Below are 13,358 nucleotides of genomic sequence, written 5' to 3' on the forward strand. Positions count from 1 at the left end.
TGTTTGGTCGCACTCTCATTTTACTCACTTGGATTCAGGCTTTCTCATTTGCTGCCATTTATGGGACAGCAGTGGCCATTTGGCAGCCTTTTTTACGTCATGCCGCAGCGGGTGCAGCAGGTTCCGCCAGGCAGTATCGGTCACGGCCACTGTCCTTGGCCAGATAAAGTGCTTCATCCGCGCGCTGAAGCAGACCGGAGCGATCCTCATCCGGTTGCTGCATCGCAATGCCAATACTGGTCGTGAAACTCACCTCGTCCCCGGTCGGCACTTTCAGGCGCGTGGCATGGCAGGCCGCACGAATCGACTCTGCCAGCTCGACTGCCTGTTCAACGTTCATCCCCGGCAATACCAGCAGAAACTCCTCACCGCCGAAGCGCCCGGCCAGATCTTCCTTGCGCTTGGCATTGTCACGCAGGATACGGGCAAACTGCTTCAGCACGATATCCCCTGCCGCATGACCATAGTGGTCGTTGAAGCTCTTGAACTTGTCCAGATCGAACATCATCACGGCCAGCGGCTTGCGCGAAACGCTGGACTGGCGCATGTCCTCTTCCAGTTGCTCCATCACCTGACGCCGGTTGGCCAGCCCGGTCAGCGGGTCGCGTGTTGCCTGCCGATACAGCACCAGCAGCATGTTGAGCTGATTGACCGATGCCCAGCCCGCAATGGCTCCCAGCACCGCCAGCAGCCAGAGATCATTCAGTGCGCCGACCTCCCCGAAGGACCCCAGCCAGAGCTGAGTAATCAACTCCACCAGCAACACGAAGGCCGCAAAACCGGCCACCTCAAACAGGGTCAGCGGGAAGATCGCCAGCATGGTCATGATCATGAACGGGAAAAACGCATATCCCGCCACGGTGCTCTGATACCCGTGATGCTCCAGAATGATCGTACTGGCGGTCTGAAACAGCGTCAGCACCAACACCAGCAGCAACAGTCGAATGAGGGAAACTTCCAGTCGATAGGGGTGCGAGAACCAAAGCCCCAGCAACAGACAGCAGCCACTGGCGGTCAGTCGCGCATAGGCAATGGTGGTACTGACCTCACCGGGCAAGAGCAGCCAGTCGATCAGAATCCAGCCACTTTGCAATACCATCAGCAGCCAGGCGATCAGACGAACCCGGGTAAACAGGTGATAACTGCGTGTATGGTTGAAATAACGCGAATGCCGCCTGGCGGCTAACAGATCATTCATTACTTCCCACATGTCTACTCCGGTGAATGCACTCCCAAGCCGACCAACTTAGACCAGCTGACCTTTGGGTGTATTGACCTGGCTCAGGCTGTTTCCACTATGCCTGGAGTGTAATACTATCTAGTCCATAGAGCACAGTCAGGAGTGTCAGCGTGAACAACGATAATGAACGCCGCCGCTTTACCCGCATTCCCTTTGATGCCGAGTGTGAGCTGCACAGTCCTTCAGGCAGCGCCGTGGTAAAGCTGATCGATATATCCCTGCGCGGCACGCTGGTCGAGTCAGAAACCGACCTGCCGATCGGTGTGGGCGACATGGCCCATCTGCATCTGTACCTGGCCAACGATATCCTGATCGATATCCCGGCCATCCTGACACACAGCGAGCCGCCCTACTATGGTTTCACGGCGGAAGAGATGGATATCGACAGCATCACGCACCTGCGCCGCCTGGTGGAGCTGAATCTGGGTGATGAAAGTCTGCTTGAGCGTGAGCTGGAACAGCTGATCGACGCCGACCTCTGATTCAGATGGCGTCCAGCGCTTCCGACAACGTCTTGACGCCCACCACTTCCATTCCCGGCACCGGCTCTCGGGGCACATTCGCAACCGGAACAATAGCACGTTTGAAGCCGTGCTTGGACGCCTCGCGGATCCGCTCCTGACCGTTGGGTACCGGGCGAATCTCACCGGACAGCCCTACTTCTCCAAACACCATCAGCGCCTGTGATAACGCCATGTTGCGGAAGCTGGATACCACCGCCAGCAACAGCGCCAGGTCGGCACTGGTTTCCAGTACCTTGACGCCCCCGACCACGTTGACGAACACATCCTGATCACCGGTCATCAGGCCGCCATGTCGGTTCAGAACCGCCAACAGCATGGCCAGCCGGTTCTGCTCCAGCCCCACCGTCACACGTCGCGGGTTGGACAGATGCGATTCATCTACTAGCGCCTGCAGCTCCACCAGCAACGGCCGTGTCCCTTCCCAGACCACCATGACGACGCTGCCGGGACTGGGTTCGCTGCCGCGACTGAGGAAGATGGAGCTGGGGTTCTTCACCTCCTTGAGCCCATTTTCCAACATGGCGAACACCCCCAGCTCGTTGACCGCGCCGAAACGGTTCTTGTGGCTGCGCAGGGTGCGGAAGCGGCTGTCCGAAGACCCTTCCAGCTGCAGCGAACAGTCGATCATGTGCTCCAGCACCTTGGGGCCGGCCAGCGACCCATCCTTGGTGACATGCCCCACCAGAAACAGCACCGTGCCCGTCTGCTTGGCAAAACGGGTCAGAAACGCGGCGCTTTCGCGCACCTGGGACACCGACCCCGGCGCCGACTGCACATCGGCCACGTGCATCACCTGAATGGAGTCGATCACCATGACCCTGGGCTTAAGCTCATTGGCCAGATCACAGATCGTTTCCACCGAGGTTTCCGACAGCATCTGCAGCTGATCTGCCTTCAACCCCAGTCGTGCTGCCCGCATCGCCACCTGCTGCAGCGATTCCTCACCCGTGATGTAGAGCGCCGGCATCTGGGCCGCCAGATGACACATGGTTTGTAGCAGCAGGGTACTCTTGCCGGCCCCCGGATGACCGCCGATCAGCACGGCCGACCCCGGCACCAGACCGCCCCCCAGCACGCGATCCAGTTCAGCGCTGCCGCTGGTAAACCGCGGCATCTCTTCCAGCGCCACTTCACTGAGTGTCACGACTTTCTTCTGAGTACCGGCGCCACCGGCATACCCCTCGAAGCGGGCGCTGCGTACGCCCCCGGCATCCGAGCCCAGCCGTACCTCGGTGATCGTATTCCAGGCCCCGCAGGCACTGCACTGCCCTTGCCACTTGCGGTAGTCGGCCCCGCAATCATTGCAGACAAAAGCAGTTTTGGATTTGGCCATCGGGGTGTCTCCTGAAGCGTTAGGGTTTACACTGAGCATCTGTTCGCAGGAATCGATTGTAGCAAGCGGTGACGGCCCGGGTCAGCCTCAGCCCCGGCGCTGCGCCTTATCAAAACAACAAGGAATCAACCCCGATGAAACTGGAAACACTTGCGCTGCATGCCGGCTATGAAGTCGACCCGACCACCAACTCCGCGGCAGTCCCCATCTACCAGACCACGTCCTATACCTTTGATGATGCTCAGCACGGTGCTGACCTGTTTGACCTCAAGGTACAGGGCAACATCTACAGCCGCATCATGAACCCGACCAATGACGTGCTGGAAAAGCGCGTGGCGGCAATGGAAGGCGGTGTTGCAGCCCTGGCCGTGGCCTCGGGCATGGCGGCGATCACCTATACCATCCAGACGCTGGCCGAAGCGGGTGACAACATCATCTCCACCAGCGAACTCTATGGCGGCACCTACAACCTGTTCGCCCATACGCTGCCGCGCCAGGGACTGGAAGTCCGTTTCGCCCAGAAGGACGACTTTGCCGGTATCGAAAGCAAGATCGATGCTAATACCAAGGCGATCTACTGCGAATCCGTCGGCAACCCGTCCGGCGGCATTGCCGATATTGAAAAGCTGGCTGAAATCGCCCACCGTCACGGTGTTCCGCTGGTGGTAGATAACACCGTTCCCAGCCCTGCCCTCTGGCGTCCGATTGAGCAGGGCGCCGATATCGTGGTCACTGCGGCGACCAAGTATATCGGCGGTCACGGCACGACCATTGGCGGTGTCATCGTGGATTCAGGCAACTTCCCCTGGGCCGAAAACAAGGAACGCTTCCCGCTGCTGAACGAGCCGGATGTGTCCTATCACGGTGTCATCTATACCGAAGCCTTTGGCCCGGCCGCTTTCATTGGCCGTGCACGCGTCGTGCCACTGCGCAACATGGGCGCCGCCCTGTCGCCGATGAACGCCTTCATGCTGATGCAGGGGCTGGAAACCCTGTCGCTGCGCATGGAGCGTATTTGCGAGAACACGCAAAAAGTGGCCGAGTACCTGGAAAACCATCCCGAAGTTACCTGGGTCAACTACGCGGGCCTCAGCAGCCACAAGGATCACGCACTGGCGCAGAAGTACATGGACGGCAAGGCCTCCGGCATCCTGAGCTTCGGCCTCAAGTCCGGCCGCGAGGGCACTCGTCGCTTCTACGATGCACTGGAGGTCTTCCTGCGTCTGGTCAACATCGGTGACTGCAAGTCGCTGGCCTCTATCCCGGCCGAAACAACTCACCGCCAGCTGAACGATGAGGAGCTCAAGTCAGCGGGCGTTTCGCCGGAAATGGTCCGTCTGTCGATCGGTATTGAGCACGTGGACGATCTGATGGCCGACCTGGATCAGGCCCTGTCCAAAGCCTCTGCCTGATCGGGCGGACAGAGCGCAAGAAAACGTGCCACCGCAGCGGTATCCGGCCGCTGCCGGTGGCGCAGCAGATACAGTTGGCGCCGGATGGCATGATCCGGCGCCAGCACCTGCAGCTCCCCCGTTTGCAACGATTGCTCCACCACATGCCGCGACAGACAGCTCACCCCGATACCGGCGCGGACGGCATTATGAATCGCTTCTGAGCTGCCAAGCTCCAGCACCGGCTGAATATTACCCAACGTATCGAGCAACTCCCGCTCCACTACGCTGCGCGTACCCGAACCGACTTCTCGCATGATCCAGGGCAGCTGAGCCAGTGTACGGCCCGAAAAGCCCGGTACTGCCACGATCACCATCTCGTCCTGCCGCCAGGGTGTCATGACGAGATCCGGGTGCAGAGTACGCCCCTCAATCAGCCCCAGGTCCAGTTCAAACCTGAGCATGCGCTCGGCAATATCATCGGTGTTGGCGATCTCGATACGCTCACAGGGAAGCTCGGCTGCCGACTTGCCCAGAAGGCGCGGCAGCAGATAGTTGCCGATGGTGGTACTGGCCCCGACCTTCAACCGCCCGCCGCCCTGCTGAAACAGGGTCTCAGCCTCTCGAGCCTGTGCCAGCAGTATCCGTGCACGCGATTGCAGGGCTCGGCCGCTGGCGTTCAGCAGCAGCCGCTTGCCTACCCGGTCAAAAAGCTTCTCCCCCAGCCGGTTTTCCAGTTCAGTCAGGGCATTGCTGGCAGCCGACTGAGACAGAGCAACCGCGTGTGCCGCCGCAGTCGTCGAACCGGTTTCGATGACGGCAAGAAACACTTCCAACTGGCGCAGAGATAGCATGCAGGCCTCAATATTCTGCCTAATTAACCTGTAAAACAGGTAAATATTACCAAATTAATCCGTTTTTATATTATAAGCCAATTCATTAGAGTGCACCCCTGTTCTCACGGAGGTGCCAACATGACAGGGCCAATCTCAGCCCGCCCCCTGATCGCGGGCATTCTACTCACACTGGGCTTGAGCCTCGCGGCCATACTGCTGGCACAGCTCCCTTTAACCGGCCTGGCCGTCATGGGCCCACTCACGCTCGCCATGGTACTGGGCATGCTGAGCGGACATCTGTTCGGTGCTCACACAGCGCGTTTGCTTGAACCCGGACTGCAGTTCAGTCGCCACTACCTGCTGCGGACCGGTATCATTCTCTACGGCTTGCGTATCAGCCTCGACGACCTGCAGGCGGCGGGACTGTCGGCCCTACTGATCGATCTGGTCATGGTGATCGGTATTCTCGCAGCCGCCGCCTGGGCCGGCACCCGCTGGCTCGGGCTGGATCGCCGGACGGCCGTGCTGATCGGTGCCGGAAGTGCCATCTGCGGGGCTGCCGCCGTACTGGCCAGCGCCCCTACAATCCGGGCCCGCCAACAGGCCGTGCCGGTGGCCATTGCCACTGTTGTACTCTTTGGCAGCGCCGCCATGCTGCTCTACCCCTGGCTGTTTACGCAGGACTGGGTCCACAACCTGCTGAACAGCAACGCGCATGCCTTCGGGCGTCTGGTGGGCGCAACCACGCACGAGGTCGCACAGGTGACGGCCGTTGCCGCAACCCTGCCGGCCGAGGCGGCCCATACCGCAGTAGTAACCAAGCTGATGCGGGTGATGCTGCTGGTGCCGGTCCTGCTGGTGCTGAGCCAGTTGCTGGGGAAGGAACCGAAAGCAGGTGAGGGCTTCCAGCAGCGAACTCTGCCTATACCCTGGTTTGCGCTGGTGTTCCTGCTGCTGCCAGTGGTCAACAGTCTCAACCTGATACCGCCCGCGCTGCTGGAATGGCTGCACCGGCTGGATCAATTATGCCTGGCCATGGCCATGGCCGCGCTGGGCTTTGCCACCAGGCCCAGCGCCATCCGGGCAGCGGGCTGGCAGCCACTGGCGCTGGGGGCCCTGCTGTTCGGGCTGCTGCTGGCCGGGGGCAGTGCCATGACGCTGTTGCTGGGATTCTGACAACAAAAAAGCCCCTGCAGGAGGGGCTTTCGGGCCATGAAAAGGATCAGCTTGCGGCGCGACTGGATTCCACGCGTGCGATCGCCTGTTGCAGCTCCGTTTCGGCCGATTCTGCATTGTCGGCACAGAACTCCAGGTCGGTCAGACGGCCATTCTTGAGGCTGTAGACCCAGCCGTGGATGCTCAGCTCCTGCCCCCGGGCCCAGGCATCCTGCACCACCGTGGTATTGCACACGTTATAGGCCTGCTCTACCGCGTTCAGCTCACACATCAGGTCCACCTGTGCCGGGGTATCCTGCCAGGGCCCGATCAGATGACGGTGCTTGGCATACACGTCGCGGATGTTACGCAACCAGTTGTCGATCAGGCCGTGTGACTTCTGATCCAGTGCTGCGCGCACACCGCCACACCCGTAGTGGCCGACCACCATCACATGCTTGACCTTCAACACTTCGACGGCGTACTGCAACACCGACAGGCAGTTCATGTCCGTATGCACCACGATATTGGACACATTACGGTGTACAAACAGCTCTCCGGGCAGCAGGTCAACGATCTCATTAGCCGGCACACGGCTGTCGGAACAGCCGATCCACAGGTAGTCCGGATCCTGCTGTGAGGCCAGCGTCGAGAAGAACGACGGATCCTGATTGTAAATCCGGTCAGACCAGCTCTGGTTGTTGGAGAACAGGTTGGACAGTTTTTTCATATATCAATCCATACAACAGCACAGGCAGAGAATCCTCTGCCTGTCAGGCTCAGGGATGTCATGAGCCGGCAAACGCATTAACGGTGGTACTGGGCGCTCAGTTCATGCACCGCATCCACAAACACCTTGGCACTTTCCGGGTCCACAAACTGATGAATGCCGTGGCCCAGGTTGAACACATGGCCATTGCCACTGCCGAATCGCGCCAGGATATCCGCCACTTCAGCACGAATGCGTTCGGCCGGTGCATAAAGTACACTCGGATCCATATTGCCCTGCAGGGCCACGCGATCGCCCACCCGGCGACGGGCATCATCGATGTTGGTGGTCCAGTCCAGCCCCAGTGCATCAGCTCCGGCCTCGGCCATCACTTCCAGCCACTGGCCACCATTCTTGGTGAACAGAATCACCGGTACGCGGCGACCTTCGTGCTCACGAATCAGACCGGATACAATCTGCTGCATGTACTTGAGCGAGAACTCCTGATACATGGGGCCGCTCAGCACACCGCCCCAGGTGTCGAAGATCTGCACCGCCTGGGCTCCACTGCGAATCTGCTCGTTCAGATAGCCGGTGACGGACTGTGCCAGCTTGTCCAGCAGCGCATGCATGACCTCGGGGGTGGCATACATCATCTGTTTGATATGGCGGAAATCCTTGCTGGAACCGCCCTCGACCATGTAGGTCGCCAGTGTCCAGGGGCTGCCGGAAAAACCGATCAGCGGCACGCGACCGGACAAAGCACCACGAATCTCGCTGACCGCCGCCATGACGTAGTCAAGATCAGTCGCTGCATCCGGCACCGGCAGAGCATCCACATCCTTCTCTGTACGGACGACCTTCTCGAACTTGGGCCCTTCGCCCTGTTCAAAGTACAGACCAAGGCCCATGGCGTCCGGAATGGTCAGGATGTCGGAAAACAGGATGGCCGCATCCAGATCGTAACGTTCCAGCGGCTGCAGCGTCACCTCGCAGGCCAGTTCCCGGTTTTTGCACAGACTCAGGAAATCACCGGCCTGGGCACGGGTTTCACGGTACTCCGGCAGGTAGCGTCCTGCCTGGCGCATCATCCATACGGGGGTGACATCCACCGGTTCGCGCATGAGGGCGCGCAGGAAGCGATCGTTTTTCAGTTCAGCCATCTCGCCATCTATCCTGTTGGTAAGTTTGAGTTGGCGATATTGTACCCGCTAACGCGCCTGATTGCGCTGCGGATGATCACATCAACGCGCTTGCACTGTATAATTCGTGGTCTAAGGTTAACTCACAATAAGAAACCGGTGACCCTACGTCATGACGCGCAGCACCAAAGTTGTCAGTTTGCCCACATCCGCCGACCAGCATGACCATCAGTTTCATCAACTGGTGTTTGGTCTTGAGGGCGATACCGCCTTTGAACTGGTCGGCCGCAGCCGTGAAGTCCGCATCGGGCATGGCTGCCTCGTTCCCTGCTCAACCGACCATATTTTCAGTGGACTGGGGGACAACCGCATTCTGGTACTGGACTTGCCAACCGAAAGCCATGACCGCCTGCAACAGGAACGTATCGACCGGTTGTTTGACCGCGCCTCCTATTTCCACTGCCCGGCCGAGCTTCAGCTCCTGCTGCGTTCGCTCAGCCGCGAGATCGATCACAACCCGCATGACCCCATTCTGCAGGAAGCCTGCAGTAACACGCTGCTCTGTGCGCTCCAGCGCCAGCTGGGACCACAACAGCCAGCCCGCCCTCAGGGACAGTTGAACCTGGAAATTCTGAACGACTATATCGATCTGCACATGGATCGACGCATCCCCGTCAGCGAGCTGGCAGGCCTGTTCTGCCTCGGCGACAGCCAGTTCTATGCCCGCTTCCGGGACCAGACCGGCATGACGCCGCTCCAATATGTGAACGAACGCCGCCTGCAGGCGCTGCGTCAGGCGCTGACCCATGCGCCCGACTCCATTGCGCAGCTGGCCGGCCGCTTCGGTTTCTGTAACCAAAGCGCGCTCACCCGCGCCTTCCGCCAGCGGTTCGACATGTCGCCGGCCCAGTTCCGCCGTCAGCGGGGAACCCTTGCACCGGAGGATCCTGCAAAAGATTCGTAGTAACTGACAAGACCACTCCGCAACGGCTGTTATTAAATGTTGATTCAGTGGGCAATTCGGCTCTCTGAACCAGCACTAACCCCAGGTGCCACCCTGCCCTTCAGCGGCAGCATGACCCCTGCGGACGAGTTGAGGATAAGTCTATGTTTAAAGCGATCGATGCACTGCATCCGGGACTGATCGAGCAGCCATTGACGGCGCTATGGGAACAGATCTCACCGCTTTACGCCATTGACGAGAGCCGCTGGCTCAGGGAACTGATGGCGCTGGCCGAGTCCACCGAGGAACAGGTGGAGGCCGCCGAGTCCTGCGCAACCCGCCTGATCGAGCAGGTACGTGCCGATGACGGCGCCATCCACATGATCGATGCGCTGTTGCTGGAGTACAGCCTCGATACCCGCGAAGGCATTCTGCTGATGTGCCTGGCCGAAGCCCTGATGCGCGTGCCCGATGCCGAGACCGCCGATGCCCTGATCCGCGACAAGCTCAGCGTCGCCGACTGGAAAAGCCACCTGAAACATTCCGACTCCCTGCTGGTCAACGCCTCCACCTGGGGCCTGCTGCTGACCGGCAAGGTGGTCACCATGGACGAGCGCGAGGACGGCACCCCGTCCAGCGTCATCAACCGCCTCGTCAATCGCCTGGGCGAGCCGATGATCCGCCGCGTCATGCAGCAGGCGATGAAAATCATGGGCCACCAGTTCGTACTCGGACGCGACATCAACGAAGCGATGAAGCGCGGCACCGAGTCACGCCAGAAAGGCTATACCTATTCATTCGACATGCTCGGTGAAGCGGCTCTGACACGCACCGATGCGGCCAAGTATCTGGACGACTACAGCCGCGCCATCGACTTTGTCGGCAACTACCAGGACAAGAAAGGCACCGGCCCCAAGCCCAGCGTTTCCATCAAGCTGTCTGCCCTGCACCCCCGTTACGAGCCGGGTCAGGAAAAACAGGTGATGGATGAGCTGTTCCAGACCGTACTCAAGCTGATCCGACAGGCCCGTGCGCTGGATGTGGCCATCACCATCGACGCCGAAGAAGCCGACCGCCTTGAGCTGTCCCTGCAACTGTTTGAGCAGCTGTATCAACACCCGGATTGTCAGGGCTGGGGCGGCTTCGGTCTGGTTGTACAGGCCTACTCCAAGCGCGCGCTACCCGTCCTGATCTGGCTGGCAGCACTGGCGAAGCAGCAGGGCGACCTGATCCCGGTGCGCCTGGTCAAAGGGGCCTACTGGGACTCCGAAATCAAGCTCTGCCAACAGAAGGGGCTGGACGGTTACCCGGTATTTACCCGCAAGGAAGCAACCGACGTATCCTATCTGGCCTGCGCCCGTTTCCTGCTGAGCAGCCACATCAAGGGACTGATATGGCCACAGTTTGCCAGCCATAACGCCCACACCGTGGCCACCATCATGACGGAAGCCGAACATCAGCAGTTCGAGTTCCAGCGTCTGCACGGGATGGGTGATGCGCTCTATGACCGCGTGCTGGAGCAGGCTGGCGTTCCAGTGCGCATCTACGCACCGGTCGGCAACCACAAGGACCTGCTGCCGTATCTGGTACGCCGTCTGCTGGAAAACGGCGCCAACAGCTCGTTCGTGCACCGCCTGGTGGACGCCCGCTGTCCCATCAGCGATCTGACGGAACACCCCTGGCTGACACTGAGCAAGCGCACACCGCTGCATAACCCGCACATCCCGCTGCCACGCGATATTTACGGTGCCGAACGGCTCAACTCCCGCGGCCCCAATATCGACATCGACAGCGAATGGACACCCTTCAGCCAGAAGGTGAACCACTGGCTGACACATCAGTGGCAGGGCGCACCGATCATCAATGGCGAAGCCATCGAAACCGGCAAGCGGGTTGAGGTACGTGCCCCTTACGATCAGCGCCACCTGACCGGTGAGGTACAGTTTGCCGATGCCGAACTGGCGCAACGCGCAATCGAAGCCGCCAGCGCCGGGTTTGACAGCTGGCATACCACCCCCGTTGGCATTCGCACCCAGTCTTTGATGCGACTGGGCGATCTGCTGGAAGAGAACCTCGACGAACTGGTCGCGCTCTGCCATCAGGAAGCCGGCAAAACCATTCAGGACGGCATTGATGAGGTGCGTGAAGCAGTCGACTTCTGCCGTTACTACGCCCTGAGAGCCAACGAGCTGTTCACCACCACACACACACGCCTGCTGGCCGATGGCGAGCAGCATACGCTGATGCGCGATGGCCGCGGCGTGTTCGTTTGCATCAGCCCCTGGAACTTCCCGCTGGCCATCTTTTTGGGCCAGGTGACGGCGGCGCTGGCAGCGGGCAACACGGTTGTCGCCAAGCCGGCCGAGCAGACCAGCCTGATCGCCACCCGCGCGATCGAACTCATGCTGGAGGCCGGTGTTCCGGCCAGTGCCATTCAGCTGCTCCCCGGCCGGGGTGGCGAAGTCGGCGGACCGCTCACCTCAGACCCACGCATCGCTGGCGTGGCCTTTACCGGTTCTACGGAGACCGCCCGTGTCATCAGTCGGGCTCTGGCCGCGCGTGACTGCGCCCCTGTCCCTCTGATTGCGGAAACCGGCGGCCAGAACGCCATGATCATCGACTCGACATCGCTGCCCGAGCAGGTGATCAAGGATGCCGTTCAGTCCGCCTTTGCATCGGCCGGCCAGCGCTGCTCTGCGCTGAGGGTGCTCTGTGTACAGTCCGATATCGCGGATCGCATCATTGACCTGCTGCAGGGCGCGATGGCCGAGCTGAAAACCGGCAATCCCTGCCTGCACAGCACCGATGTAGGGCCGGTGATCGATACCGATGCCCAGCAGGGGCTGTTGCAGTATATCGAGCAGATGCAGTCACATGCCCAATTGCTGGCCCAGACCCCGCTGCATGCGGACGCCGAGCAGGGGACCTTTGTACCGCCGACCGCGTTTGAGATTGATTCCATCGAACGCCTTGGGCGCGAACAGTTTGGTCCCATCATGCATCTGGTGCGCTACGAGGCGCGTGATCTGGATGCTCTGGTCGACCAGATCAATCGCTGCGGCTACGGACTGACACTGGGCATTCACAGCCGTAACGAAGGCACGGCAGCCCACATTGAAGCCCGTGCCCGCGTGGGCAACACCTATATCAACCGCAACCAGGTTGGGGCCACCGTGGGTGTTCAGCCCTTTGGTGGCCAGGGTCTGTCCGGCACCGGTCCCAAGGCGGGTGGCCCGCACTACCTGCTGCGCTTCACCCGCCTGCAGCCGGCCAAACCCCGTCAAGACAAGGTGGAGGGTTAATCATGCAGCACTCCAATATGCAGGACATTCAGGCCAACGCCATCTGGGAAGCCTGGAACCGTCGCGGATTTGCCGATCGCTGTGACCGGCTTCTGGACGCACTGGAACACCTGCCGGCCCATGCCGAAGCCGCACTGACCCGGCAGCTGGCACAACAGATACTGGATGATGCTCGCCCTCTGGGCGAGACACTGGAGATGCCGGGCCCTACCGGCGAATCCAACGAGCTTTACCTGACCGGTCGAGGCGTAGCACTTGTACTAGGCACTGCCGACAGCACGGAAACGCTGCTGGCATGTCAGACAATTGCTGCGCTGGCCTGCGGCAACGCCGTAGTCCTGCACCGGGAAGGCAAGGATCAGTGGCTTACGGCGCTGGTTGAAGCGCTGTACCAGGCAGGCGTTCCCCGCGCCATGCTCGCCCTGGATACGGACACCCCCGAGTCCGAGCTACTGAAACTGAACGATCTGCGACTGGTGATCACCAGCTGTACACCGGCTCGTGAGATCGAACTCAACCGCGCTCTGGCCGATCAGGACGGCGTTCTGATCCAGCTGGTAGCCGAAACGGACCTGCAGCACTACCCGCTGCTGACCAGCGCAGACTTTCTGCTGCGACTGGTGACGGAAAAGACGCGCACCATTAACACGACTGCTGTCGGCGGTAACGCAACCCTGCTTGAGCTGGGCAGCCGGACCGTCTAACTTGAAGTGATCGAGATGCCCCCATAAGGTGCACTCTTTCATTGTCGACCTGTTTCGGCGTCTCTGAATCCATGCACGG

The 13,358-nt window shown here is 60.4% G+C and carries 11 protein-coding genes; 6 read left to right on the plus strand and 5 right to left on the minus strand.

What is annotated here, in order from left to right:
* Positions 1-97: 97 nt before the first annotated feature.
* Positions 98-1,198 carry a GGDEF domain-containing protein gene (locus H9C73_RS13255; RefSeq protein ID WP_236014278.1) on the minus strand — a complete coding sequence of 367 codons (1,101 nt, stop codon included), beginning with the start codon at positions 1,196-1,198 and terminating at the stop codon, positions 98-100.
* Between the two features lie 152 nt (positions 1,199-1,350).
* Here H9C73_RS13255 and H9C73_RS13260 point away from each other — a divergent pair, with 152 nt between their 5' ends.
* Positions 1,351-1,722 (plus strand): PilZ domain-containing protein, encoded by a 372-nt coding sequence (locus tag H9C73_RS13260; RefSeq protein WP_209288382.1) that lies wholly within the window; start codon positions 1,351-1,353, stop codon positions 1,720-1,722.
* A 1-nt stretch (position 1,723) separates the two neighbouring features.
* Here the strand turns inward: H9C73_RS13260 and radA are convergent, their stop codons facing one another.
* Complete coding sequence (gene radA / locus H9C73_RS13265; protein ID WP_209288383.1) at positions 1,724-3,097, minus strand: DNA repair protein RadA; 1,374 nt, start codon at positions 3,095-3,097, stop codon at positions 1,724-1,726.
* A 134-nt stretch (positions 3,098-3,231) separates the two neighbouring features.
* On the opposite strand from radA, the gene H9C73_RS13270 reads away from it, so the two are divergent.
* Positions 3,232-4,509: an O-acetylhomoserine aminocarboxypropyltransferase/cysteine synthase family protein gene (locus H9C73_RS13270; protein ID WP_209288384.1), complete on the plus strand. Its 1,278-nt coding sequence runs from the start codon at positions 3,232-3,234 to the stop codon at positions 4,507-4,509.
* Here the strand turns inward: H9C73_RS13270 and H9C73_RS13275 are convergent.
* The gene (locus H9C73_RS13275) at positions 4,482-5,342 is read right to left on the minus strand and encodes a LysR family transcriptional regulator (RefSeq protein WP_209288385.1); all 861 of its coding nucleotides are present in this window, start codon (positions 5,340-5,342) and stop codon (positions 4,482-4,484) included. The genes H9C73_RS13270 and H9C73_RS13275 overlap by 28 nt on opposite strands.
* 120 nt (positions 5,343-5,462) lie before the next feature.
* Between H9C73_RS13275 and H9C73_RS13280 the strand changes: the two genes are divergently transcribed.
* The gene (locus H9C73_RS13280; RefSeq protein ID WP_209288386.1) at positions 5,463-6,500 is read left to right on the plus strand and encodes a YeiH family protein; all 1,038 of its coding nucleotides are present in this window, start codon (positions 5,463-5,465) and stop codon (positions 6,498-6,500) included.
* Between the two features lie 46 nt (positions 6,501-6,546).
* Here the strand turns inward: H9C73_RS13280 and can are convergent, their stop codons facing one another.
* Together can and hemE are read right to left on the minus strand one after the other, a co-directional pair.
* Positions 6,547-7,209 (minus strand): carbonate dehydratase, encoded by a 663-nt coding sequence (gene can, locus H9C73_RS13285; protein ID WP_209288387.1) that lies wholly within the window; start codon positions 7,207-7,209, stop codon positions 6,547-6,549.
* A gap of 77 nt (positions 7,210-7,286) precedes the next feature.
* Positions 7,287-8,351 carry a uroporphyrinogen decarboxylase gene (gene hemE, locus H9C73_RS13290; RefSeq protein WP_209288388.1) on the minus strand — a complete coding sequence of 355 codons (1,065 nt, stop codon included), beginning with the start codon at positions 8,349-8,351 and terminating at the stop codon, positions 7,287-7,289.
* Between the two features lie 151 nt (positions 8,352-8,502).
* Here hemE and H9C73_RS13295 point away from each other — a divergent pair, with 151 nt between their 5' ends.
* From H9C73_RS13295 to H9C73_RS13305, 3 genes are all read left to right on the plus strand, one after another.
* Positions 8,503-9,294 carry a helix-turn-helix domain-containing protein gene (locus tag H9C73_RS13295; protein WP_209288389.1) on the plus strand — a complete coding sequence of 264 codons (792 nt, stop codon included), beginning with the start codon at positions 8,503-8,505 and terminating at the stop codon, positions 9,292-9,294.
* A 143-nt stretch (positions 9,295-9,437) separates the two neighbouring features.
* Entirely contained in the window at positions 9,438-12,575 is a 3,138-nt protein-coding gene (putA, locus tag H9C73_RS13300; RefSeq protein WP_209288390.1) for a bifunctional proline dehydrogenase/L-glutamate gamma-semialdehyde dehydrogenase PutA, read from the plus strand.
* A gap of 2 nt (positions 12,576-12,577) precedes the next feature.
* Entirely contained in the window at positions 12,578-13,279 is a 702-nt protein-coding gene (locus tag H9C73_RS13305) for a hypothetical protein (RefSeq protein WP_209288391.1), read from the plus strand.
* The last annotated feature ends 79 nt before the right edge of the window (positions 13,280-13,358 follow it).

The sequence above is a fragment of the Marinobacterium alkalitolerans genome (genome assembly GCF_017776525.1).
GTDB lineage: Bacteria > Pseudomonadota > Gammaproteobacteria > Pseudomonadales > Balneatricaceae > Marinobacterium > Marinobacterium alkalitolerans.

Excerpts from the sequence above, each read along its gene's own strand:
- H9C73_RS13255 (WP_236014278.1), bottom strand. The coding sequence starts at position 1,198 with ATGAATGATCTGTTAGCCGCCAGGCGGCATTCGCGTTATTTCAACCAT.
- radA (WP_209288383.1), bottom strand. The coding sequence starts at position 3,097 with ATGGCCAAATCCAAAACTGCTTTTGTCTGCAATGATTGCGGGGCCGAC.
- H9C73_RS13270 (WP_209288384.1), top strand. The coding sequence starts at position 3,232 with ATGAAACTGGAAACACTTGCGCTGCATGCCGGCTATGAAGTCGACCCG.
- H9C73_RS13275 (WP_209288385.1), bottom strand. The coding sequence starts at position 5,342 with ATGCTATCTCTGCGCCAGTTGGAAGTGTTTCTTGCCGTCATCGAAACC.
- H9C73_RS13280 (WP_209288386.1), top strand. The coding sequence starts at position 5,463 with ATGACAGGGCCAATCTCAGCCCGCCCCCTGATCGCGGGCATTCTACTC.
- can (WP_209288387.1), bottom strand. The coding sequence starts at position 7,209 with ATGAAAAAACTGTCCAACCTGTTCTCCAACAACCAGAGCTGGTCTGAC.
- hemE (WP_209288388.1), bottom strand. The coding sequence starts at position 8,351 with ATGGCTGAACTGAAAAACGATCGCTTCCTGCGCGCCCTCATGCGCGAA.
- H9C73_RS13295 (WP_209288389.1), top strand. The coding sequence starts at position 8,503 with ATGACGCGCAGCACCAAAGTTGTCAGTTTGCCCACATCCGCCGACCAG.
- putA (WP_209288390.1), top strand. The coding sequence starts at position 9,438 with ATGTTTAAAGCGATCGATGCACTGCATCCGGGACTGATCGAGCAGCCA.
- H9C73_RS13305 (WP_209288391.1), top strand. The coding sequence starts at position 12,578 with ATGCAGCACTCCAATATGCAGGACATTCAGGCCAACGCCATCTGGGAA.